General features: G+C 70.2%; 14 protein-coding genes. 7 read left to right on the plus strand and 7 right to left on the minus strand.

Translation table 11 applies throughout. The annotated features are described in order from the left end of the window. Positions 1 to 518 precede the first annotated feature (518 nt). Positions 519 to 3,137, plus strand: a complete 2,619-nt coding sequence (locus HG543_RS29155; protein WP_169348163.1) for a hypothetical protein — start codon at positions 519 to 521, stop codon at positions 3,135 to 3,137. A 31-nt stretch (positions 3,138 to 3,168) separates the two neighbouring features. Further along, positions 3,169 to 3,630 carry a YciI family protein gene (locus HG543_RS29160; protein WP_169348164.1) on the plus strand — a complete coding sequence of 154 codons (462 nt, stop codon included), beginning with the start codon at positions 3,169 to 3,171 and terminating at the stop codon, positions 3,628 to 3,630. A 4-nt stretch (positions 3,631 to 3,634) separates the two neighbouring features. On the opposite strand, the gene HG543_RS29165 is transcribed toward HG543_RS29160, so the two are convergent. Both HG543_RS29165 and HG543_RS29170 read right to left on the minus strand, forming a co-directional pair. Then, on the minus strand, positions 3,635 to 4,051 hold the full coding sequence (locus HG543_RS29165) for a cupin domain-containing protein (RefSeq protein ID WP_169348165.1): 417 nt from the start codon (positions 4,049 to 4,051) through the stop codon (positions 3,635 to 3,637). A gap of 69 nt (positions 4,052 to 4,120) precedes the next feature. Further along, a complete protein-coding gene (locus HG543_RS29170; protein WP_169348166.1) occupies positions 4,121 to 4,453 on the minus strand; it encodes a hypothetical protein in 333 nt (110 codons plus the stop codon). A gap of 299 nt (positions 4,454 to 4,752) precedes the next feature. On the opposite strand from HG543_RS29170, the gene HG543_RS29175 reads away from it, so the two are divergent. Beyond that, positions 4,753 to 5,943 (plus strand): AI-2E family transporter, encoded by a 1,191-nt coding sequence (locus HG543_RS29175; RefSeq protein ID WP_169348167.1) that lies wholly within the window; start codon positions 4,753 to 4,755, stop codon positions 5,941 to 5,943. A gap of 80 nt (positions 5,944 to 6,023) precedes the next feature. Here HG543_RS29175 and HG543_RS29180 read toward each other — a convergent pair whose 3' ends face one another. Beyond that, on the minus strand, positions 6,024 to 9,593 hold the full coding sequence (locus tag HG543_RS29180) for a PepSY domain-containing protein (RefSeq protein ID WP_169348168.1): 3,570 nt from the start codon (positions 9,591 to 9,593) through the stop codon (positions 6,024 to 6,026). Between the two features lie 268 nt (positions 9,594 to 9,861). Next, positions 9,862 to 11,358, minus strand: a complete 1,497-nt coding sequence (locus HG543_RS29185) for an ArnT family glycosyltransferase (protein WP_169348169.1) — start codon at positions 11,356 to 11,358, stop codon at positions 9,862 to 9,864. A 160-nt stretch (positions 11,359 to 11,518) separates the two neighbouring features. Here HG543_RS29185 and HG543_RS29190 point away from each other — a divergent pair, with 160 nt between their 5' ends. From HG543_RS29190 to HG543_RS29205, 4 genes are all read left to right on the plus strand, one after another. Next, entirely contained in the window at positions 11,519 to 12,553 is a 1,035-nt protein-coding gene (locus HG543_RS29190; RefSeq protein ID WP_169348170.1) for a GlxA family transcriptional regulator, read from the plus strand. After that, entirely contained in the window at positions 12,550 to 13,668 is a 1,119-nt protein-coding gene (locus tag HG543_RS29195; RefSeq protein ID WP_169348171.1) for a DJ-1/PfpI family protein, read from the plus strand. The genes HG543_RS29190 and HG543_RS29195 overlap by 4 nt, the downstream gene beginning before the upstream one ends. 156 nt (positions 13,669 to 13,824) lie before the next feature. Next, complete coding sequence (locus tag HG543_RS29200; protein WP_169348172.1) at positions 13,825 to 15,441, plus strand: xylulokinase; 1,617 nt, start codon at positions 13,825 to 13,827, stop codon at positions 15,439 to 15,441. A gap of 27 nt (positions 15,442 to 15,468) precedes the next feature. Beyond that, entirely contained in the window at positions 15,469 to 16,998 is a 1,530-nt protein-coding gene (locus tag HG543_RS29205) for a pyridoxal phosphate-dependent decarboxylase family protein (RefSeq protein WP_169348173.1), read from the plus strand. A gap of 864 nt (positions 16,999 to 17,862) precedes the next feature. Here HG543_RS29205 and srmL read toward each other — a convergent pair. The 3 genes from srmL to HG543_RS29220 all read right to left on the minus strand — a co-directional run bounded on the left by srmL (position 17,863) and on the right by HG543_RS29220 (position 21,829). After that, positions 17,863 to 19,017, minus strand: a complete 1,155-nt coding sequence (gene srmL, locus HG543_RS29210; protein WP_169348174.1) for a PheS-related mystery ligase SrmL — start codon at positions 19,015 to 19,017, stop codon at positions 17,863 to 17,865. 343 nt (positions 19,018 to 19,360) lie between these two features. Then, the gene (locus HG543_RS29215) at positions 19,361 to 19,828 is read right to left on the minus strand and encodes a hypothetical protein (RefSeq protein WP_169348175.1); all 468 of its coding nucleotides are present in this window, start codon (positions 19,826 to 19,828) and stop codon (positions 19,361 to 19,363) included. A gap of 111 nt (positions 19,829 to 19,939) precedes the next feature. Then, positions 19,940 to 21,829, minus strand: a complete 1,890-nt coding sequence (locus HG543_RS29220; protein ID WP_169348176.1) for a phospholipase D-like domain-containing protein — start codon at positions 21,827 to 21,829, stop codon at positions 19,940 to 19,942. Between the last annotated feature and the right edge of the window lie 93 nt (positions 21,830 to 21,922).

A 21,922-nucleotide genomic window follows, 5' to 3' on the forward strand; every position in this document is an offset into this window, starting at 1 on the left:
TCATTCCTCCACGGCGACCCTTCTACCGGAGGGGGCTGACATGCCAGGGAGGGTGGGGCCCGCGCCCGGGGAGGACCTGGCGGGTCATCTGGCTGCGTGCACTTCGTTCCCACCACCGAGGGCCCAGAGTGGGGGCAGACACGAGCGCGCGGGTCCAGGGGGCACGGGAGGGCATCGGGAGTCCCGGCTCGTGCGCCCTCGATGCAGTCACGGGAGGGCATCGGGTGGCTCCAGGCCCGTGCGCCTTCTTGATGCATGGAGGCGGGACATGGCTCACATGGAGAAGGATTCGGCAGTCTCGGGAAGTTCGAGAAGTTCTCGCTGGGGGCGTGGGGTTCCTGGCCCGGGAAGTCGCCTGGGCGAACGGGGCACGGCGTCCGGCGTCAGGCCATGCCCGGGGTGGACGTCGGCGCTCCAGGGCCGCCCAGCGTGGCGCATCCTTGATGCCTGTCTGGCGGGAGCACGGGCTTCCGGCCGTGGGTTGGTTTCGATGCCGGGCCATGCGAGGAAGGACGGCCATGCGCCAGCGGGTGTGCATCCTGAGGGAGCCGACAGGACTCGTGGCCCTCGTCCTGCCCAACGAGGCCGAGGCCTCCGCGCTCGTCCGGGTGCCGCTCCAGCAGCTCAGCGAGACGGAATCGCCCGGGCGCTCGGAGCTGCTCGCATCATGGGAGGCCCTGGCCCAGACCCGTGGGGCCACCCCGGAGACCCTGGTCCACGTCCTGCGCCTGGTGTTGGGAACCACGCCCGGCGACGAGGTGCCCTCGCGCACCCTGGGGCATCCCTGGGTGGAGTCTCCGCCCGCGCCCTTCCGCCGCACGGCCGCGCACCCGCGTGGCTATCGCGGCACCATCCATCAACCGCCCAAGCGCCGGCAGCCGGAAGTCCTCGACGTGCGGCTCCATCTGCTGCATCGGAGGGACGTCCAGGCCCTGCTGCAAGCGCTGCGTCCCTGCCTGTCCGAGGCCGTCCGCCGGCTGGAGTCCGAGGGACACGACGGTGAGCGGCTTCGCCGCATGGTCGCGGCGCTGGAGTCCTCCGGCCGCGCCGACGCCGCGCTCGCCTACCACCACGGCTTCATCGAGACGCGCGGCGCCGAGCTGCCCTCGAGCTTCATCCGACTGGGGCAGCTCCTGTCGACAGGTCCCGAAGGGAGCTTCGCCCGGCTCCTGGCCCTGCGCGGGACGCTCGCCATCGACACCCGCCCCGTCCTCTACGTGGCCGCGGCGCGGATGCTTCTGCGCTGGGGCCCCGAGGCGGGCCTCCCCTGGCTGGAGGTCGCCGCGCGATTGGAGCCGGAGGTCCAGGGCGCGTTGCTCGCCGCGCTCCTCGAACCGGGCGTGGCCGGAGCGAAGGCGGGCGACTACGACCTGAGCATCGAACCGCTCATCGCGAACCAACCCCGGTGGCGCGTGCAGTACCTCCAGGGGCTCGCGGCCCGGTATGAGCCCGCGTTCCTCATGAGCGGCTTCCGGCTGCTCGCGGCCTGGAGTCGTCCGGACCGTGAGAGCTGGCTGCAGTGGCCCATGAAGAGCGGCCCGGTGCCGGAGGAGTGCCTGCTCCAGCTCGGCCTCCACCTGGAGCCCGAGCATCCCGAGGCCTTCTTCCTGCACACGCTCTGGACGCTGTGCGGCGACCTGCCGGGGTTCGGAGAGCTGCTCGCTTCCATTCCCTGGATGGAGTTGGCACCCGCCGTGGCCTACGACGTCGTGGCCCTGCTGCGGGCCCTCTGGGATTCGGAGGTGGAGCACAAGGTGCGCCTGCGCTGGTGGAGCGTGGCCCGTCGCGTCGTCCCACCGCTGCTTCAACAACTGCGCCGCACGCCGGCCAGCCACCAGTCCCGCTGCGTCCACATGGTCCACAGGGCCGCGGCGAGTGACCCCCCGCCCTGGGACATGCCCGAGGACCGGATACCCACCGTGCTCGCCTTCTCCGAGCGCGTGTGCAGGCCTCCCTTCCAGGAGAGCGACCGCCTGTCGTATGCCCTGACGCCCCTGCTCCGGCACCCGGAGCCGGAGGTGCGCCAGCGGCTGCGGGGAATCTCCGAGCACAGCCTCCTCGCCTTCGAGCGTTGCTGTGCCCACGACTCCCTGGCGGTGCTGGTGGGCGAGGGCATGGCGCTGCTGGTGCCACATGACGCGAAGCTCGTGTTGGAGGCGCTGGAGCGCTTCCCCGAGCTGCTCGGCCGGACGATGCAGCTGCTGGGCACGCCGCGGCGGAACGTGGGGCGCGAGGTGATGGCGGAGTACGCCCGCCATCCGCTGGTGCGCGAGGACCCCTTCACGTTGCCTCCCGAGCGGATGGTGGCCCTGCTGCGCGAGCACTGCGTGGAGGGCGTCGAGAGCCCGCTGCCGAGGAAGGCGCGGCTCGCCCTGGAGGAGGGGCGAGGCCTCCCCCCCGGCCAGATCGAGAGGGCGCTCCGCGTCGCGTCCGAGGGGCTCGTCCGCTTGCGGCTCCAGGTCCTCGCGCGGCTCGTGCTGCGGCGGCTGCGCGGCGCACTGCCCGCCGATGCCCGGGACACTCGGGTCCGCCACGCGCTCCAGATGGCGAGCCTCATCAACCGCAACCACCGTGCGCTGCGGCGGCTCCTGGCGCGCTACTTCTCCGGGGAGCGGGACTTCGTCACCCGACATCCGCTCTCGCGCGAATGGTTCGAGCGCCATCCGCGCGTGGACGCGGAGCGCTGGCTGAAGGGGCTCGTCCTCCGTCGCGAGGTGCCCGGCGTGGGGCCGGTGACGCTGGCCGTCGAGCAGGACGCGCTGGAGGCGCTGCGGCTGGGGACGCTCGTGGGGACCTGCCTGGGCCTCAATGGCGTCTGTGACGACTCGGCCGCGAGCGTGGTGCTGGACGTGAACAAGCGCGTGCTCTACGCGCGCGACGCGCGGGGGCAGGTCGTGGCCCGGCAGCTGCTGGCCATCTCGAAGGAGGACCAGCTGGTGCCCTTCAACGTGTACCCGGAGCGCGCGCCGCCAGCGCTCCAGGACTTCTTCCTCGACTACGACCTGGCCTTCGCCGAGGCGCTTGGCCTGCCGCTGTCGGACGGCCCGCTCTACCCGGACGTGGAGAACGTCCTCTCCGAGTCCTTCTGGCATGACGGCGCGTGGGAGCTGGGAGGCCGCGAGGAGGAGCCGCCCTGAGAGGCCGGGACACGCGTGGTAAGCAGGCGCGATGCGAACCGTCCTCCGCCTGTCCCTTCTGCTCACCCTCGCCACCGGCTGCGCCACCACCCAGGGCGCCGCCAGTGCCCCTCCCGAGCCGGAGAAGAAGTTCTCCATGCGCACCTACTACATGGCCTTTCTGCGGCGCGGGCCGGCGTGGACGAAGGAGCGCACCCCGGAGGCCATCGAGGCGGGCAAGGGGCACATGGCCAACATCGAGCGGCTGGCGAAGTGCGGGAAGCTCGTCATCGCCGGCCCCTTCGACGTGCCGGCCGATGCCCCGTCGGACGCGCTCGCCGGCATCTTCATCTTCGACGTCGCCACGCGCGAGGAGGCGGTGGCGCTCACGGCGCAGGACCCGGCCGTGAAGGCCGGCCGCTTCACCATCGAGGTGCTGCCCTGGTACGGCCCCACCGGCCTCACCTACGAGGGCCACATCCGCCCCGAGCCCGGCCTGTCCTGCACGCCGTAGCGGCTCAGTGGATGCCGGGCGACACCTGCTCCATGGCGTCGGTCCGCGCGCCCGTCTCCTCGCGGCGCGCGTACTGGGCCATGCCCTCGAAGTCCACCATGGTGCAGGGCTCATCGCCCAGGACCCAGGCGTCATGGCCGGGCGGGATGAGGGCCACGTCCCCGGGCCCCAGCTCTCCCCGCGTGCCGTCGTCCAGGGCGATGGCCAGCCGGCCGGAGACGATGAAGCAGGTGTGCGGCAGCTGGCACGTCTCCGTGCCCGCGAGGGGACGGACGTCCTCGGACCACTTCCACCCGGGCTCGAAGACGGCCAGCCCCACGGCGCGTCCGTCCTCGAAGTTCAGAATCTCGGCATGCCCGTGCGCGACGAAGGGACGGCGCTCGTCCGGTGTCGAGAAGTGCTTGATGATGAGCTGGCTCATGGCGTGTACCCCCGCGGTTGCCACTGTCCTCCAGTGGAAGCTAGGGGCGCGGTCGGGGCCACGCAGCGCTCAGGCGAGGAACTCCAGGTGCATGGACAGCCCGGCCTCGAACTCTGGCGCCTGCCGCAACTGCTCCAGCACCACCACCGTGCAGTGGAGCGTGACGAGAGGCAGGGCGCCCGGCTCGCTCACCCACCGCACCGCGCTCATGAGGTGCCGGGCCTGCAGGAAGCCCACCACCGCGTCGCGAAAGCGCTGGCTCTCCTCACGTCCGGCGCCGTGGACACGCGAGCGCTCGGGAGCAGGCGAGGAGGCAGGCGCACGGCTGCCCCGTCCGCGCCGCGAAAGGGAGCGTGACGGCTTTGGAGCCTCTCGGGGCATGACGATGGCTTCAATCCACATCGCGGCCTCCTTCGCGCCGTGCAGTCTGGCTTGAAGATTATCGGACAGGTCGCGTCCCAGTTTCTTGTGAACCGTCTTCACCCTCCAGGGTGGGGCCGAACGGCCCCAATGGCACGGGTGGGCCTTGAGGCCCCCGGTCGCCCACCTGGAAGGAGCGGCGCCAGCCGTGCGCCTGCTCGCTCGGCTGCTCAGCGACGAGGCGTCTCGGCGCCAGGGCCCGTGGACGCATGACGGCCACCGGCGCGTGCGCACCCGAGGCGTGCCTGCCATGCGGCCCGCCACTTCCTACCTTGGGAGGCATGAAGGCCTCGCGTCGGCAGCTCCCCGTCTATGTGCCACCGCGCACGGTGTGGTCCGTGGGGCTCCAGGTGCTGCTGCTGGGCTTGTGCTGGCTGGCCATCCGCCGGCTGTACCCCGTGCTCACGCTGCTGGCGGTGGTGCTGCTGGTGTCCATTGCCCTGGACCCGTTGGTGCGCCGGCTGGAGCGCTGGGGCGTGAAGCGCGGGCTGGGCGTGGCCCTGGTGGCCCTGCTGCTGCTGGGGATGATGGGGCTCTTGGTGGGCACGTTGGTGCCCATGCTGGTGCAGCAGCTCCAGTCCCTCGTCCAATCCATGCCCGCGCGCATCCAGGCGCTGTCGCAATCGGAGTGGATACAGGACCTGAGCAAGCGCTACGGCGTGCAGGTCCGCACGGAGGACGTGCTGGCCCGCTTCGAGCCGGCGGACCTGGCGAGCCGGGCCATCGACGTCCTGTCCTCCACGCTGGGGCTGGTGGCGGCGGGCATCACCGTGGTGGCGCTCACCGTCTTCACGCTGCTGTTCGGCGAGGACCTCTACGAGAGCATCCTCCAGTGGGTGTCCCCGCGCCGCAGGCCGCGCGTGCGGCTCCTGGTGGGGCGGATGCGCGAGGCGGTGGGCAACTACCTGGCGGGCACGCTGCTGGTGATGACGATTGGCGGCACGGTGGCCGCCACCGTGGCGCTCATCCAGGGCGTGCCGTACTTCCTGGCGCTGGGGTTGGTGGTGATGCTGCTGGGCGTCATCCCCTTCATCGGCAGCGTCATCAGCGCGGTGCTGGTGGGGCTCACCACGTTCGCCACGCTGGGCCTGCGCCCCGCCATCATCGCGGTGGTGGTGTTCATGGTGTACCAGCAGCTCGAGTCCAACGTGCTCGGCCCCATGGTGCAGCGGCGCGCCATCCGGATGAACCCGCTGCTCATCTCCATCGTCGCGCTGGTGGGCGGCGCGCTGGCGGGGCTGGCTGGCGTCGTGCTCGCCGTGCCGATGGCGGCGGCGGCGCAGGTGCTCGTCCAGGAGGTGCTCCGCTACCGCCACGACGGCTGGAAGCAGGCGCACAAGCGCGAGCTGGCGCAGCACGAGGCGGGCCGGAGCGCGGTGGAGGAGGGGCTCCTGTTCGCCGGGCCCATGGAGGAGCCCCGGCATGAGCCTCCGCATCCCCCCGAGCGGCACGAGCGGCACGAGCCTCACTGAAAAAGCGAAGGGGCCCCCGGAAGCGCTTCCCGGGAGCCCCCTGCTACTCACGTGTCACACCGGCCGGAGCCGGCGGGACGTCAGCGGTCCGCCGGGGCCGAGCGGCCCTGGGCGTTGCCCTTCTTGCCCGAGGGCGAGGAGGCCACCGCCGCGCTGACGCCGAAGACGAGGTCGTCGCGGTCGTTGAAGCTGCCGGAGACGCAGGCGCTGCTGGCCGAGCCGCCGTAGCGGAACTGCGCGCGGATGGCGTGGTTGCCCGTCGTCGCGCCCAGGGTGAACGTGTGCGTGAAGGTCCGCGCCCCGCTGGCGGTGCAGGCCTGGTTCGTGGTCAGCGTCGTCCAGGCCGGAGCGGACGCGTTGGTCGTGTAGTACAGGTCGAGCGCGTCCGACGTGCCCCAGCACCAGACCGTCACGGACGCCGTCACCTGCTTGCCCGCGGCCAGCGGGCCGTTGTCCACCGTCTTGATGGACACCCGGTCCACGCTCTCGTCCGAGTGGTACGTGCCGCTGCTGCCGTCCGCGCACGAGTCGGCGATGGTGTTCGGCTGGTTGGGCTCCGCGCCGCCCGACAGGGTGCCGCGGCCGTTGACCAGCGTGGGGCCCGTGTCGCAGCCGCACACGTTGCCGCAGGACGGGGCCTGGAGCGCGGTGTTGAAGGTGGCGGTGACCGGCGTGCAGATGTTGGTGGTGGTGAAGCTGTTGGTCGCGCTGTAGGCGCTGGTGCCGCAGCTGTCCGCGGCGCGAGCGCGCCAGTAGTACGTGGTGAGGTTGGACAGGGCCGGAGTCACCGTCCACGCGCTGGCGGCCAGCGTGGTGTTGGAGCGCACCACGTTGGTGAAGGCGGCGTCGGTGGCCACCTGCACCTCGTAGCGGGTGGCGCCCGTCACGTCCGCCCAGTCGAGCGTCGCGCTGAGGCCCACGCCCGTGGCGCCGTTGGCCGGGGAGGCCAGCACCGGGGCGGTCAGGGTGATGCAGCCGCGCGTCGTGTAGCTGAACGTGGAGGACCACACGCCCGTGCCGCCGCACGAGTTCTTCGCGCGCACGCGCCAGTAGTACGTGGTGGTGGTGTTGAGCGCCGGAGACACCGTCCAGTTGCTCCCCACCAGCGTGGTGGCGGTGGCCACGACGTTGGTGAAGGCGGCGTCGGTGGCGACCTGCACCTCGTACGTGGAGGCGCCCGTCACGTCCGCCCAGTCCAGCGCCGCGGCAGGCTCCACGCCGGTGGCGCCGTTGGCCGGGGTGGCCAGCGAGGCGACGCCCGGCGCCGCGCAGACCGGCGTCGCGCAGCTGCACGCGCTCGCGGGGCCGTAGCAGGCGCTCGAGGAGGCCGGGACGACGGAGTAGCAGTACTGACGGCCGTTGGCGACCTCGGTGTCGGTGTAGCTGGTGCCGGTGACGGTGGCGACCTTGGCCTTGCCGAAGTCACAGCCGGCGAAGCCCTCGGTCTTCATCACCCAGTACTCGGAGGCGCCAGCGGACGGCGTCCAGCTGAGGGCCACCTGGCCGTCACCCGCGGTGGCGGTGTGCGTGGGGGCGGCGCTGGGGCCGGCGGAGCAGCCGCTGTTGACGGGAGCCGGCGTGCTGCACGCGATGTTGTGGCGGTTGTAGGCGGCGTAGATGGCCGTCATGTGCGGCGTGCCGTCCGCCAGGTTGCCGTTGTCGTCGTCCGCGGCCAGCCACTGCATGTAGCCGTTGGTGGCGCCACAGCCGTCGGAGGTGCCGGCGGTGCAGTTGCAGCCGTGCCACGTGCCGACGTTGCCGCTACCCTGGTAGAACACCTTGTTGGCGACGATGAAGGCGGTGTTGGAGTCGTAGTTGAACGGCGCCGCACGCAGGTCACGCGCGACGAAGTCCCAGGCGGCCTGGCGCACGGGGGACGCGGCGCAGTGCACCTGACGGCTGCAGGGGCCGGTGCCGGAGCTGCACCGGGTGCACACGAAGTTCTGCGGGGTGTTGGGGGTGCCGGGAACGCTGGCGGCCCAGTCCGCGTCACGCACGCCCGAGCACTTGGTGGCGCAGTACGCCGCGCCCGTCTGGGCCTCGTTCACGTTGTAGCCCGAGCCGTCCGGCGTCATGCCGCAGCCGTTGTTGGACGTCTGGAAGAAGCCGTAGCCCACGCAGGACGTCTGCAGGCGGTAGATGGCGGCGATGTCCGCGTAGCCCTCGGAGGAGCTGGACAGCGTGCCGTTGGCGTCGAAGTCGTCGATGCCGTGGCCCCACTCGTGGTCGAACACGGCGCCAATCTCACCGGTGTTCCGGCAGCCGCCGCCGCTGCGGTAGAAGTTGACGGACGAGCCGTTCCAGAAGGCGTTGCAGGTGGAGTTGATGTTGACGTTGGAGAGCAGCTGGCCCTGCAGCCAGGTGTTGGTGGGCAGCCAGCCGCGGGCCTGCTCCGCGAGCTTGTTCAGCTCGTAGAAGCTGGAGCGCGAGGCGGCGGTGTTGCCCGCGGAGGTGCCGGCGGGCACGGTGCAGTCGTGGTCGTTGTTCACGCCACCCAGGTCCATGTTGCCCGAGGTGGAGTTGACGCTGATGGCGCCGCAGCTGTCGGACACGCGCACGTACTTGCCGGACAGGGTGGTGTTGGAGGTGCCGGAGGTGTAGTTGTAGATGCCGGCGCCGTCGGTGAAGTTGTTGGGAGACGCCACGCCCGTGTTGGCCCAGGGCATGGGGGTGTTGGGCTGCATGGTGCCGCACACGGTGTTGTCGGCGCAGGTGCCGATGTTCGTGGTCGGGTAGACGCCGCCCTTGATCTGCGCGTCGAAGTAGTGGTTGTCGTCCTCGATGGCGAGCACCTCGCCCGAGTTGGCGTCCACCGTCACCTTCCAGCGCTGGTGGCCGTTCGGGTCCTGGAAGCCGTAGGTGTAGACGAGCACGTGCTCGTAGCCGGTGCCGACGGCGCCAGCGAAGGACTCACCGGCGCGGGCGACGGGGGCCACCTCGAGCGTGGGCTGCTGCCAGAGCTGCTGGGGCGAGGTGTTCAGCCCGACGAAGCCGTTGCCGGCCACGAGCGCGTCCGCGGGAGCGAGCGCGGGCTTCGTGTCGATGCCCACGTTGGCCCAGGCCTCGGTGCCCACGAGGATGAGGTTGCCGTGGCTGATGGTGGCGGCGACGCGGCCGTGGCGCACGGTGACGCCGTTCACCTGCTGCGGGATGTGGACCTGCCACAGGTGCTCGGCCACCTGGGTGACGCGGGGCGAGCCCAGCTGCATCAGGTCGATGCCGAGCGCGGCCTGGTTGTCCGCGATGAACTTGAGCACCAGGTCCTCGACGACGGACGCGTCCACGTCCGCCACGGAGCGGCCGATGGACTCGCGCACCTGGTCGATGGAGACCTTGTTGTTGAAGCCGTCACCCGGGATGAGCGGGAAGGAACCCTGCACGGCCGTGGCCGAGCCGGTGCGCGGGTCGATGTAGACATTCACGTCCTTGCCGTTGCGGGCAAAGAAGTCGTTCCAGGCGCCCGCCGAGAGCGAATTCATGTTCCGGCGCGCGGTGTCCAGCGGGACGTTCTGGATGGGAAGGTACAGCTCCGGTTTGAAGAAGGCCTTGTCCGCGACGACGCTCTGGCCCTTGTCCGGGGGCTGGAACGCCCAGCTCCCTGTTGCCATGAGCAGGGCACAACATGCTGCTGACACCTTGGTGTGGCGCATGCGGTTCTCCTCGACGAGGGCCCGCGGGGTACGGGCCCGAGGTGGCTCCACGGTAGGGAGCCCGCACACGCAATTAGCGATACTGAAACAAAATGAGAATATAGGTAATTCCCGGCCTTGCCTCCTAAAGCAGATCCTCAAGGAAAACAAGGAGTAACAATGTTGACTGCCGGACATGACGGCGCACGGAGTGTGAAAAACCCAGTGTCTCCGAGCGTCAATCGGCGCCACTGGTAGCGGATTTTTATTGACGGGCTGATTCGAGCCGCTAGCGCGGCCAGATGCGCACCCAGTCGTCCTGGATGAGCTTCCCGCTGGCGCTGTCGGTGCTGCCGCTGGCCATGAAGCCGCGGGGCGTGCGGAGCGCGAGCGCGCCGGCCTCCACCCACAACAGCAGCAGCAGGGCGGTGGCGTACGCGGGCAGCCGCGGGGCCAGCGCGGGGCGGCGCGCGGCGAGGACGACGAGGGGCAGCAGGAGCAGCGGCAGGAGCGCGGGGAAGATGGCGAGCAGCCCGCGCGAGTAGCCGAAGAAGGCGAGGGTGATGAGGAAGCGGTGCAGCAGCACCGCGGTGAAGAGGGCGTAGACGCGCCACGGCGGCAAGAGCGACAGCGCCGCGCCCGCGAGGATCAGCAGCGCGAGCGGCCACTTCAGCCAGCCGCCCTCGGGGACGAAGAGGTCCACGGGCGCGCGGGCGCCGCTCAGGCCCGAGGGCAGGTTGGACGCGCCGAAGCCCAGGCTCAGCCCGTCCAGCCAGCGGTCCAGCTTGGCCACGCACAGCCGCGCCGCGTCGGCGGGGTGCTCGCGCATCCACGAGAGCCCCTCGGCGTACCCGTGCAAGAGCATGCGGCGCTGGGCGGGGTTGGCCACGTCCAGGTTGCCGTCCTGGCCGAGCCGGTTGACGGCGTCCGGCGTGAAGCCGCCGGTGGCCCCGGCGTGGTTGGCCATGGCGAAGTTGATGGGGCCGTAGACGGTGACGGGGGCCAATACCGGCAGCGGCTCCAGGCCCGGCGTGCGCGCGTTGATGTCGCGCAGCACGCGCGCGTTGTGGACGGCCCAGGGCGCCAGCACCAGCGCGGACGCCAGCACCGCCGCGCCCCAGCGGGTGGCCAGCGCGGTCAGCGGCGTCTGTCCCCGGAACAGCCACGCCCAGGCGAGCAGGAAGGGCCAGAGATGGAGGTGCTCGGCCCGCGTGAGCGCGCCCAGGCCCATGACGGCGCCCAGGAGCAGGGCGCCCGGCCACGTGGGCCCGGCGCGGTAGCGCAGCATCAGCGCGCAGGTGGCGGAGAGGAAGAGGGCGTACAGGACTTCATTGCTGTACGTGGTGGACAGCACCAGCCACCCGAAGCTGGACGCGAAGAGGGCCGCGGCCAGCAGGCTCCACCCCGTGCCCAGCACCTTGCGCCACCACCACCACGTGAAGGCCACCGTGGCCGAGTTGAGCAGCGCGAGGACGAGCTTGTACGGGTACGCGCTGCCCTGGGGCTCGCCGAGGACGCGGTAGAGCAGCCCCAGCATCCAGGGGAACAGGGGCGGGTGGTAGGGCAGGGCGGCCTGGGCCGGCTTGTCCCGCGCCCAGTCCAGGGCGTACGCGTGGAAGAAGCGCGAGTCGCCGTAGAAGAAGATGGAGAAGGGCCAGGTGCGGTCTGGCGACGCCTGGAGGTACAGCCACCGTAGGAGCAGGCTGAGGCCGAACGTCGCCGCGACACCCAGGGCCACCGGGTGCCGCGTCCACAGCTCCCGCGCTCTGATGAAGAGCCGCCGCATGCCACCCCCGCAGACAGTCCAGGCCCTACGTTACACAGGGGCGGCGTGCGGCGGCCAGGGAGCCCCGGCCGGCGGCGGTGTCAGGGCCTGGCCCGAAATGTCCGGTCATTGTCCGGGATGCGCATGGGAAGGCCTGGCCGCTCCCTCTATGGTGCCGGGCATGCCGTCCACCCGTTCCCTCTCGCGCGCCGGGGCCCGCGCACCCGTCCGGACCCGTCACGTCGCGGTGCTCGTCCTGCCCCACGTCCACCTGCTCGACCTGGCCGGTCCCGTCCAGGTGCTCTTCGAGGCCAATGCCTTCGGCGCGGACTACCGGCTGCGCTACTGCGGGGCGGCGCCCGAGGTCGCCTCCTCGCAGGGGCTGGTGTTCGGCCGGCTGGAGCCGCTGCCCGACCCGCGCGAGCTGGACCTGGTGCTGGTGCCGGGCATCGACTCGCGCACGCTGGACGCGCTGGGAGCGGTGCCCTCGGCGTGGCTGCGCGAGGCGCATGGGGCGGGCGTGAGGATGGCGTCGGTCTGCACGGGCGCGTTCGTGCTCGCGCACGCGGGGCTGCTCGACGGGCGCCAGTGCGCGACCCACTGGAGGCTGCTCGACGTGCTGCAGCGCCGCTACCCGGCGACGAAGGGGGTGGGGGACCGGCTCTTCGTTCGTGACGGGCCCTTCCTCACCAGCGCGGGGGTGACGTCCGGCATCGACATGGCGCTGTCTCTGGTGCAGGAGGAGCACGGCCCGCTGATGGTGGCGCGGGTCGCGCGGGAGATGGTCGTCTATCACCGGAGGGACGGAGAGCAGCGGCAGACGTCCGTCTTCCTCGAGTACCGCACGCACCTGAGCCACGGCGTGCACAAGGTGCAGGACTGGATTGTGGCGAACCCGCGCGAGCGGGCCACGCTGCCGCGCCTGGCGAGGCTGGCGGCGATGAGCCCCCGCAGCCTCACGAGGGCCTTCCGGCAGGCCACCGGCATCACCGTCAAGGACTTCTCCCAGCGCGTCCGGCTGGAGGTGGCGGCGAACCTGCTGGAGGACCCCGAGGCCCGGGTGGAGAGCGTCGCCGCGCACCTCGGCTTCACGGATGCCCGCCAGCTGCGCCGGCTCTGGAAGGAGACGTACGGCGTGAGCCCCGTGCGGTGGAAGGCGACGCGCCAGCAGACGCGGTCGATGCCCCGGGCGGGGCCAGGAGGAAGAAGACCATGAAGCACCCGGTAAGGTGGATGCTCGCGGTAGCGCTGTGGCTCGCCGTCTTGCCGGCGGGAGCGGCGGAGGTGAAGCCGAGGCGCCCGGGCCCCACGCGCAACGTGGCCATCGTCCTGTACGAGGGCGTCGAGTTGCTCGACTTCGCCGGCCCCGGCGAGGTGTTCGCGGCCGCTGGCGACCAGGCCATGGTGGGCGACGCGCCCGCCTTCCGCGTCTACACCGTCGCGAAGTCGAAGGCGCCGCTGACCAGCCAGGGCTTCCTGAAGGTGACGCCGGACTTCTCGCCCGAGGACGCGCCGCCGCCCGACATCCTCGTCATCCCCGGCGGCAACACGGGCGTGGTGCTGGAGGACGCGGCGTTCTCCGGCTGGCTGGCGAGGACGGCGGAGCAGGCAGAGGTGGCGCTGACGGTATGTACCGGCGCCCTGGTGTTGGGGAAGGCCGGGCAGCTCGACGGGCTGGACGTGACGACCTTCAACAACCTCATCGACTCGCTCCAGCGGATGGCGCCGAAGGCGCGGGTCCACCGCGGACGCCGCCTCATCGACAGCGGGCGCATCGTCACCACGGCGGGGGTGTCCGCGGGCATCGACGGCTCGCTGCACGTCGTCGCGCGCCTGCTGGGCCTGCGCGTGGCGCAGAAGACGGCGCGGTACATGGAGTACCGCTGGACGCCGGAGCCGCACCTCGTCGACGACTACCGGCTGCTCAACCCGAGCCTCGACGCGCGGGGCCGCGCCCACCAGCAGGCGGAGCTGCTGACGGAGGACGAGGACTGGCCGGCGGCGGCGAAGGCCTGGCGGGAGTTGCTCTCCGCGGACGCGAAGGACGCGAGGGCCTGGTACGGGCTCGGGCAGGTGCTGCTGGCCGCGAAGGATTGGGACGGAGCCATCGCGGCGTCGCTCCGGGCCGCCGAGGACTCGCGGTACCGGGTGAATGCGCTGTACCGCGTGGCCTGTGGCTATTCGCTCAAGGCGGACGCCACCCGGGCGCTCGAGTTCCTCGGGAAGTCCATCGACGCCGGCCTCCGGGGGACCTGGCCCCTGCGCGACCCGGACCTGGCGCACGTCCGGGAGGACCCGCGCTTCCAGAAGCTGGCCGCGCGCCTGCGCTGAACAGGCGGACTTCATCATTTCGAAGCGGCCGCACGGCCCTGCGCTCCCGTGGTCCTTTCAGAAACGTAACTTTCCCCGGCGGTCCGGTACCGGGTTCTGTTACGCCCTCCTCTAGAGTTGACGACGCCGCTCGTCCGTCGACTCCCGACTCGCAGCATGGAGGGATGCGTGTCCCACGCAGGTGAGCAGTCCATCCTGGCCATCGACCTCGGCACCTCGGCGGTCAAGCTGGCCGTGGTGTCCGTCCGGGGGCGCATCCTCGGCGGCGACGTGGAGCCGCTGGACCTCCAGCTGCTCCCCGACGGAGGCGCCGAGCAGGACCCCGAATCCTGGTGGCGCGCCATCGTCCAGGGGACGCGGCGGCTCCTGGCATCGGGTCGCGTGCGCGCCGAGGACATCATCGGCGTCAACTGCAGCTCGCAGTGGTCCGGCACCGTCGCGGTGGACACGGCCGGCAGGCCGCTGCGCCCCGCGCTCATCTGGATGGACTCGCGCGGCGCCCCGCACGTCAAGCGCGTGGCGGACGGGTTCATCCCCGTGGAGGGCTACGGCATCCGCCGGCTGCTCACCTGGATTCGCCTGTCCGGAGGGGTGCCGAGCCTGTCCGGGAAGGACCCGGTGGGCCACATCCTCTACCTCCAGACGGAGCACCCGGACGTCTACCGGAACACCTACAAGTTCCTGGAGCCGAAGGACTGGCTCAACCTGCGGCTGAGCGGCCGCTTCGCCGCTTCGTACGACTCCATCACCCTGCACTGGGTGACGGATAACCGCGAGCTGTCCCGCGTCACCTATGACGAGCGCCTGCTGGAGATGACGGGCCTCAAGCGCGAGAAGCTGCCGGACCTGGTGCCCGCCGCGACGGTGCTGGGGCCGCTCCAGCCGGAGGCCGCGAGGGAACTGGGCCTGCGCGAGGACGTGCAGGTGGTGACGGGCGCGCCGGACATCCTCGCCGCCGCGGTGGGCTCGGGCGCGGTGCGCGACAACGAGCCGCACCTCTGCGTGGGCACCTCGTCGTGGCTGAGCTGCCATGTGCCCTACAAGAAGACGGACATCTTCCACCAGATGGCCTCGGTGCCGTCCGCGCTGCAGGGCCGCTACCTCCTGGCCAACGAGCAGGAGTCCGCCGGCATCTGCCTCACCTTCCTCAAGGACAACATCCTCTATGGGAAGGATTCGGCGCCCGGACAGGCGCCTGCGGAGGACGACTCGGCGGAGGTCTACAAGCTGATGGAGCGCCAGGCCGGCACCGTCCCCGCCGGGAGCGACCAGCTCATCTTCATGCCCTGGCTCAACGGCGAGCGCAGCCCCGTGGACGACAAGGCGCTGCGCGGGGGCTTCTTCAACCAGTCGCTGAAGACGACGCGGGCCCACATGGTGCGGGCGGTGATGGAGGGCGTGGCCTACAACTCGCGCTGGCTGTTCACCTACGTGGAGCAGTTCGTGGGCAAGCGGCTGGACTCGATGCGCATCATCGGCGGCGGGGCGCGCTCGCCGCTGTGGTGCCAGATTCACGCGGACGTGCTCGGACGCACGATTCAGCAGGTGGACGAGCCCGTGCTGGCCAACGCCCGCGGCGCCGCGTTCCAGGCGGCGGTGGCGCTCGGGAAGCTCACCGTGGACGAGATTCCGTCGCTCGTCCCCATCGCCCGCACGTACGAGCCGGACCCGAAGAACCGGGCCCTCTACGACGAGCTGTTCCGCGAGTTCGTCAACCTCTACAAGGCCAACAAGGCCATCTTCGCGCGGCTCAACCGCGCCCGGAGCGCCTGACAGCACGGCGCGAGAAAGGAACCTCTCATGGCTCTTCCCGACCCGAAGTCGCTGCGTCTGCTGAACCACGTGCCCCCGCGCCTGCTCTCCAAGGCCGAGCGCTACCTCAAGGCCGTGCCCATGGTGCGCGACCTGCTGTCGAAGGAGTCGGACTCGCTGCTGGGCGAGCTGGAGGGCAGCCTCAAGCCGTACCGGGGCAAGCTGCCCACGTATGACCATCTGCCAGTGACGGGCCGCTCGCGCGAGGACGTGCTGCGCGAGCTGAAGGAGCTGGAGACACAGGAGCAGCCGCGCTGGCGCGAGGGCAAGGTGTCCGGGGCCGTGTACAACGGCGACACCGGGCACATCGACTTCCTCAACCAGGTGTACGCGCTGCACTCGCAGAGCAACCCGCTGCACGCGGACCTGTGGCCCAGCGCCACGAAGTTCGAGGCCGAGGTGGTGGCGATGACGGCGAGCATGCTGGGCGCCGACGCCGCCAACGCGGGCAAGCCGGCCTCCGAGCACATCTGCGGCTCCATGTCGTCCGGTGGCACCGAGAGCATCATGCTCGCCATCAAGACGTACCGGGACTGGGCGCGCGAGACGAAGGGCATCACGAAGCCGGAGATGGTGGCGCCCGCGAGCGCGCATCCTGCCTTCGACAAGGCGGCGCACTACTTCGGCGTGAAGATGGTGCGGGTGCCGGTGGGTCCGGACTACCGCGCGGACGTGGCGGCGACGAAGAAGGCCATCAACCGGAACACCATCGTCCTCATCGGCTCGGCGCCGGGCTTCCCCCACGGCGTCATCGACCCCATCGAGGAGCTGTCCGAGCTGGCGCGCAGGAAGCGTATCGGCTTCCACACCGACGCGTGCCTGGGCGGCTTCGTGCTGCCGTTCGCGAAGAAGCTGGGCTACCCGGTGCCGCCGTTCGACTTTCGGCTGCCGGGCGTGACGTCCATCTCGGTGGACACCCACAAGTTCGGTTACGCGGCCAAGGGCTCTTCGGTGGTGCTGTACCGGGGCACCGAGCTGCGCTCGCACCAGTACTTCACGGCCACGGACTGGCCGGGCGGCATCTACTTCTCGCCGACGTTCTCCGGCAGCCGGCCGGGCGCGCTCATCGCGGCGGCCTGGGCGTCCATGGTGAGCATGGGCGAGCAGGGCTACCTGGAGGCCACGCGCCGCATCCTGGAAGCGGCCAGCACCATCAAGCAGGGCATCCGCGCCATCCCCGAGCTGCACGTGCTGGGCGACCCGCTGTTCGTCATCGCGTTCGGCTCGGAGACGGTGGACGTCTTCAAGGTGATGGAGCGGATGAGCGAGCGCGGGTGGAGCCTCAATGGCCTGCACAAGCCCTCCGCGGTGCACCTGTGCGTGACGCTGCGGCACACGCAGTCGGGCGTGGCGGAGCGGTTCCTGGAGGACCTCCGCGCCGCCGTGGAGCACGTGAAGGCGAACCCCGGCGACAAGGGAACGATGGCGCCCGTCTACGGCATGGCCGCCAGCGTCCCCTTCCGGGGCATGGTGAGCGACTTGCTCAAGAAGTACATGGACCTGCTCTACAAGGTGTGAGGCCGCGGGAGGGTGGCCCGGTGCCGAAGTGGAAGTGGGCCACCGGCGTGCTCACGGGCCCATGGACCCGTGCCGCGAGGCTCCTTCATGCGTGGCAGGGACTCGCACGAAGGGGCTTCAAGGGACGACGTTCCATGCGCCCTTGCGGTCGCCCCAATGATCCTGCCCTCGTTCGCGGAGGAGTCGGCACCTGCCAGCGGCGGCCAGAGATGGCGAGACCCTCCTTCGCGGATTGGCGAGAACCTGCCCCGCCCACGAGGGATGGCGATTCCGTTCCAGGGGAGGCGGCCCGGGTCCAGCGGGCTCACGCGGAATGGACATTCCGTTCCGAAGGAGGCAGCCCGGGTCCGGCCGGCTTACGCGGAACGGACATTCCGTTCCGAAGGAGGCAGCCCGGGTCCAACTGGCTCAGGCGGAATGGACATTCCGTTCCGAAGGAGGTGGCCCGGGTTCGGCCGGCTCAGGCGGAATGGACATTCCGTTCCGAAGGAGGCGGCCCGGTCCGGCCGGCTCAGGCGGAATGGACATTCCGCTCCGCTGGAGGCGGCCCCCGGGCGGGCAGGCCCACCCGGAATGGAGGCCCCATTCCGGAGGAGGTAGCTTGGGGTTGGTCCACCCGGAATGGACATTCCGTTCCGAGGGAGACGGCCCCGGGCTGGCAGGCCTACCCGGAATGGAGGCTCCAGTCCGGAGGAGGAGGCCTGGGGCTGGCCCACGGGGAATGGAGATTCCATTCCGGAGGAGCCGGCCCGGAAGCGGACAGGCCCACGGGAATGGAGATTCCGTTCCGGACAGGACTGGGAGCGTGCCTGGACCTCTTCAGTGTCGACGTGGCTCAGCGGTAGGATTCGCCCACGTGATGAATCAGTGCGGCCGCGCCGCCCACTCCCACGCGGTGCCCCGGTGCAGCGCCGCGTAGATGTCGTCCCGGAGCGTGTTGCACTCGTCGTGCGTCAGCGTGCGGTCCAGCGCGCGGAGCACCACGCGCAGCAGCACGTTCTTCTGCCCGGGGATGACGCCCATCCGCTTCACCGCGCTGGCGGGCAGGGCGGAGTAGGGCGTCTCGGAGAGCACCTGCACCGTCTCCACCAATTCCGCCCGCTCCCCGAGCGCCGCGCGCACGGCGTCCCCGAGCTCCTCGGGTGTCTGCTGTTCATCGAGCACGATGGACAAGTCCCTGCGCACCTCCGGCATGGAGGACACGGGGCGGTAGGGCTCCAGGTCCAACAGTTGTGACGCGATTCTGGTGTCCGCAGAGCGCAACAGGCGGATGTCGTCCAGGCCCTTGCGCAGCATCAGGATGCGGTCCAGCCCGATACCCATGGCGAGGCCCGTGGTGGTGCGCGTGTCCAGCCCGCTCTCCGCGAGCAGCGCCGGAAGCGCGAGGCCGCACTCGCCAATCTCCACCCACTCGCCGCCGTGCTTCACATCCACCTGGAGCCCATCGGTGGTGTACGGGTGGACGGCCGGTGTCAGCTTCATCTCGCGGCCGGGGAGCAGGGCGCGCACCACGGTGGCAATCATGTCCCGCAGGTCGTCCGTGGTGAGAGGCGTGCCCCGACGGATGCGCCAGAGGTCCATCTGGTGGGGCTCGCCGGTATGCAGCCGGTCGATGCAGTCACGTCGGTAGACGAGCCCGGGGCAGGCGAGCAGCGCGTCCTCGGGCGGGGTCGCGGAGATCCGTCGGAGCAGCCCCGGAATCATCGCGGAAGTCTGCGAGCGCAACAGCGCGGTGTCACAGACGTACCGCGAGTAGCGCGCGTCCCGAGCGGCGCCGCCCGGCGGGTAGTGCAGCCGGTCGTAGTTGTCGGCGATGGAGACGACGGGGCTCTGGCGGTGGATGCGTACCTCACAGCCCCAGGCGGAGCGCAGCGCGTCCAGCGCGGCGGACACGAGCAGCTGCATGGCGTGCGGGCCGGAGGCGGGGTCGGTGAGGTCGCGGACGGACAGGGCGCGCCGGAGCTCGTCGGCGCTGAGGATGGAGACGGACGGAGAGACGGAAGGGGAGACGGACGACATGGGAAACCTCTCGGAAGGTGGAAATGGACGCAGGGGTTCCCGGGACGCCAGGCAGGGGAGCCGCCTTGCGCCGCCGGCGACGGATGTCCCCCCGGCGGGTTCGGGAGGGCGTCGCGCCTGACGGCGTTCCACCAACGAGAGGGGCGTGCGCTCAGTCGAAGAGCACGGCCTCCCGACACCCGAACGGGGCCGGGGGGCTGCTAAATCGACGAGCACTCACCACGAGGTACATGCCTACAGGATTAACGATGTTGGAGCGCCTTGGCAAGAGGCGCTCCCGGGACGTGTCTCACGACACCTGTGGACGCGGGCGCCGGGGCAGGGCGCCCCGGTCACCCGTTCATCAGCACTCGATGGCGTCGATGTCGACGAAGTAGCCCGTCGAAGCGGGGTTCTTCTCGTTCAGCGTCTTGATGGTGAAGGTGTACGTCCCGTACGGAATGAAGTAGCCGTAGAAGAGCGGAACCTGCCGCACCGTGGTGGGCGAGTAGGCGTCGTAGATTCCATACGACTGCCCGTTGATGAAGAGCTGGAACTTCCCTCGGTTGGACGCGGTGCTGATGTAGATGTCGAACCCCGCCGTGTTGCACGTGAAGCTCGCCACCGAGCCCGGCGTCTGCGTCAGGTGCAGCGTCCCGTTGTACGCGCCGCTGTAGACACCTCCGGACACCGGGCTCCACCCGGTGCTGTAGATCCAGTTCGGGTGTGTGTCGTCATAGACATCCGCCCGCGCTTCCCCAGCCACCGTGGCACCCGCGATACCCGTGACGATGGCTGCCAGCTTCACACGACCCAGAATGTTCGAATTCAAGGCACGACCCCCTGGTGACGCGCTTCGAATTGAAGCGCGGAAACAAGTGTAATCAAACATCTATGACAAACGTGATGGCCGAGTGGAATATGCGCCGACCGGGCCCAGGCGTCAGGGCATGCGGACGCTGAGTGAGCCGTCGTAGGGGACGCCGCGGACGGGCTCGAGCCCGGTGAACGCCGCGTTCAGGGCGCCCTTCACGAAGGTGCCCGTGAGCGGGGCCGTGTCGGCGGTGAGGCCGGGCAGGTTGCCGGCGATTTCACCCGTGAAGATGCCTTTCGTGTCGATGGTGCCCGTGATTCCCACAATCACCGTGTAGGGGCCGCTGGTGCAGGTCGTCTGTCCCCGGGCGTGGGCCACCTGGTCGTACTCGACGCGCTGGAAGTCGAGCGTCAGGTTGAAGTCGCTGGCGCAGGTGAACCGGCCCATCGGCGTGTTGGCCGCGCCCGCAACGCGTACGGGATAGGCAAGCCCGCCGCAGCTCACGAACTCACTGGGCGGCACGGTGAGCCGGGAGAAATCCCACACCGGCTTGACCACGCGGTTGATGACCTCGGTCGCGAGGTGCTCGTTCGCCCCCGGCGCCGTGTCGACGAAGAAGCCGAACTCCTTGAGCTCGGGCGTGGGGGCGACGCCGATGAATCCCGAGGGATACAGGTTCTGCGAGCCGACGTAGAAGCCCGAGTCCAGCATGTAGAACTTGGCGTGGGACGTGGGCTTGGCGCCAGAGCGCGTGTCGGTATACGCCGCCATGTGGAACATGCAGAGACCCACGTCGCGCTGGACCCCATTCAGCCCGCGGTAGGCGAACCGGTTGATGAGGTTCTGCTGCATGCGCTTCCACTCTTCCACGCCCAGGCGGTGCTCGTCGGCATCACCCCACACGAACTTGACGTCCACGCCCCGGGCGATGGCGTCCGCCACGTGCTCGAAGAAGATGGGCGAGAAGACTCCCTGGTGGCCTAAATGGAAGCCGACCAGGCCCGGGTTGATGAAGAACATGGAGCGCTGTGTGGCGCCCATGCCGGCAATCAGCGCACGGTCCGCGTCGAGCTTCACGCCGCTGTCGAGGTGGCCGCGCGACAGGGCCAGTACGTTGACGGGCCGGAACGGGTGCGGCGTCGTCGCCGCCACGGAGGGCGCCGCGGGCACCGTCCCGCACAGCGTCGTGTCACCCACGCACTTGATGTTCTTCTCGGCCCAGATGGTCTCGAACCAGTCCGCCGCGTGCTGGGCGGGCTCGCCCGCGAGGTGGATGGCCATCTCGTGCTCGGGGACCTCGTAGCTGGTGGCGAGGACCTCGATGCGGTCACGAATGCTCAGCTTCGAGTGGTTCCACCCGCCGAGCTGACCGTCGCTCCGGCCGACCGCGATGCGCACGTTCCAGGTCTCGGGACCGGCGAGGGTTTCCTGGCGGAGAAGCGCGGTGATTGCCGGGTAGATCTCCTCGACGTCCCATCTCACCTTCACGCCGTCATTGTTCAACTCTTCCAGGACGTCGCCGATGTACAGCCGGACGATGGGCTTCTGTGCGTGGGGCACCGGGCTGCTTCCCCAGCGCTGGCCCACATTCCGATGCAGGGTCAGGAGCCCCTCCTGCCATCCCAGGTTGTTGTGAAAGTAGAGCGAGGCATGGCTGAAGCTGCTCGTCGTCACGTCGATCTGGCCGTGAACCGTCTGCGCGAACCGCAGCAGCCTGGTGTCCAGCTCGTCCATGTTGAACAGCCACGGGTCTGGCATCCCCGTGCAGGTGGCGAGGGGGATGCTCGTATTGGGAGCCGCGCGCATCGCCGCGCCCACGGGAGACAGCGGCACGGTGACGCCTCCACATGGGGAGCTGAGCGCCACGGGCGTCGCGTCACCCGGCTGCTCGACGGAGGGGGGCTCGTCCACACGCGTGACGTCGCAGCCGGCCAGCAACTGGGAGGAGAGCAGCAACACGGGCACCCATCGACGGGAGGTGTCAGCCTTCGGGGGGATGATTTCGGATTGAACGTGCATGGGCCTGTCCTTGGCAGCCATCGTGGCTGCCCCCCACCGACACAGCTCGTCGCCACGTTGTCGCAACGCGAGCACGAAAAAATCAGCGCTGGT

The sequence above is a fragment of the Pyxidicoccus fallax genome, assembly GCF_012933655.1.
GTDB classification, from domain to species: Bacteria; Myxococcota; Myxococcia; order Myxococcales; family Myxococcaceae; genus Myxococcus; species Myxococcus fallax.

What these genes read in the sequence shown, in the direction of transcription:
- srmL (WP_169348174.1), bottom strand. Translation starts at nt 19,017, where the DNA reads ATGTCGTCCGTCTCCCCTTCCGTCTCTCCGTCCGTCTCCATCCTCAGC.
- HG543_RS29190 (WP_169348170.1), top strand. Translation starts at nt 11,519, where the DNA reads ATGCCGTCCACCCGTTCCCTCTCGCGCGCCGGGGCCCGCGCACCCGTC.
- HG543_RS29165 (WP_169348165.1), bottom strand. Translation starts at nt 4,051, where the DNA reads ATGAGCCAGCTCATCATCAAGCACTTCTCGACACCGGACGAGCGCCGT.
- HG543_RS29200 (WP_169348172.1), top strand. Translation starts at nt 13,825, where the DNA reads ATGGAGGGATGCGTGTCCCACGCAGGTGAGCAGTCCATCCTGGCCATC.
- HG543_RS29155 (WP_169348163.1), top strand. Translation starts at nt 519, where the DNA reads ATGCGCCAGCGGGTGTGCATCCTGAGGGAGCCGACAGGACTCGTGGCC.
- HG543_RS29180 (WP_169348168.1), bottom strand. Translation starts at nt 9,593, where the DNA reads ATGCGCCACACCAAGGTGTCAGCAGCATGTTGTGCCCTGCTCATGGCA.
- HG543_RS29160 (WP_169348164.1), top strand. Translation starts at nt 3,169, where the DNA reads ATGCGAACCGTCCTCCGCCTGTCCCTTCTGCTCACCCTCGCCACCGGC.
- HG543_RS29175 (WP_169348167.1), top strand. Translation starts at nt 4,753, where the DNA reads ATGAAGGCCTCGCGTCGGCAGCTCCCCGTCTATGTGCCACCGCGCACG.
- HG543_RS29185 (WP_169348169.1), bottom strand. Translation starts at nt 11,358, where the DNA reads ATGCGGCGGCTCTTCATCAGAGCGCGGGAGCTGTGGACGCGGCACCCG.
- HG543_RS29205 (WP_169348173.1), top strand. Translation starts at nt 15,469, where the DNA reads ATGGCTCTTCCCGACCCGAAGTCGCTGCGTCTGCTGAACCACGTGCCC.
- HG543_RS29220 (WP_169348176.1), bottom strand. Translation starts at nt 21,829, where the DNA reads ATGCACGTTCAATCCGAAATCATCCCCCCGAAGGCTGACACCTCCCGT.
- HG543_RS29195 (WP_169348171.1), top strand. Translation starts at nt 12,550, where the DNA reads ATGAAGCACCCGGTAAGGTGGATGCTCGCGGTAGCGCTGTGGCTCGCC.
- HG543_RS29170 (WP_169348166.1), bottom strand. Translation starts at nt 4,453, where the DNA reads ATGTGGATTGAAGCCATCGTCATGCCCCGAGAGGCTCCAAAGCCGTCA.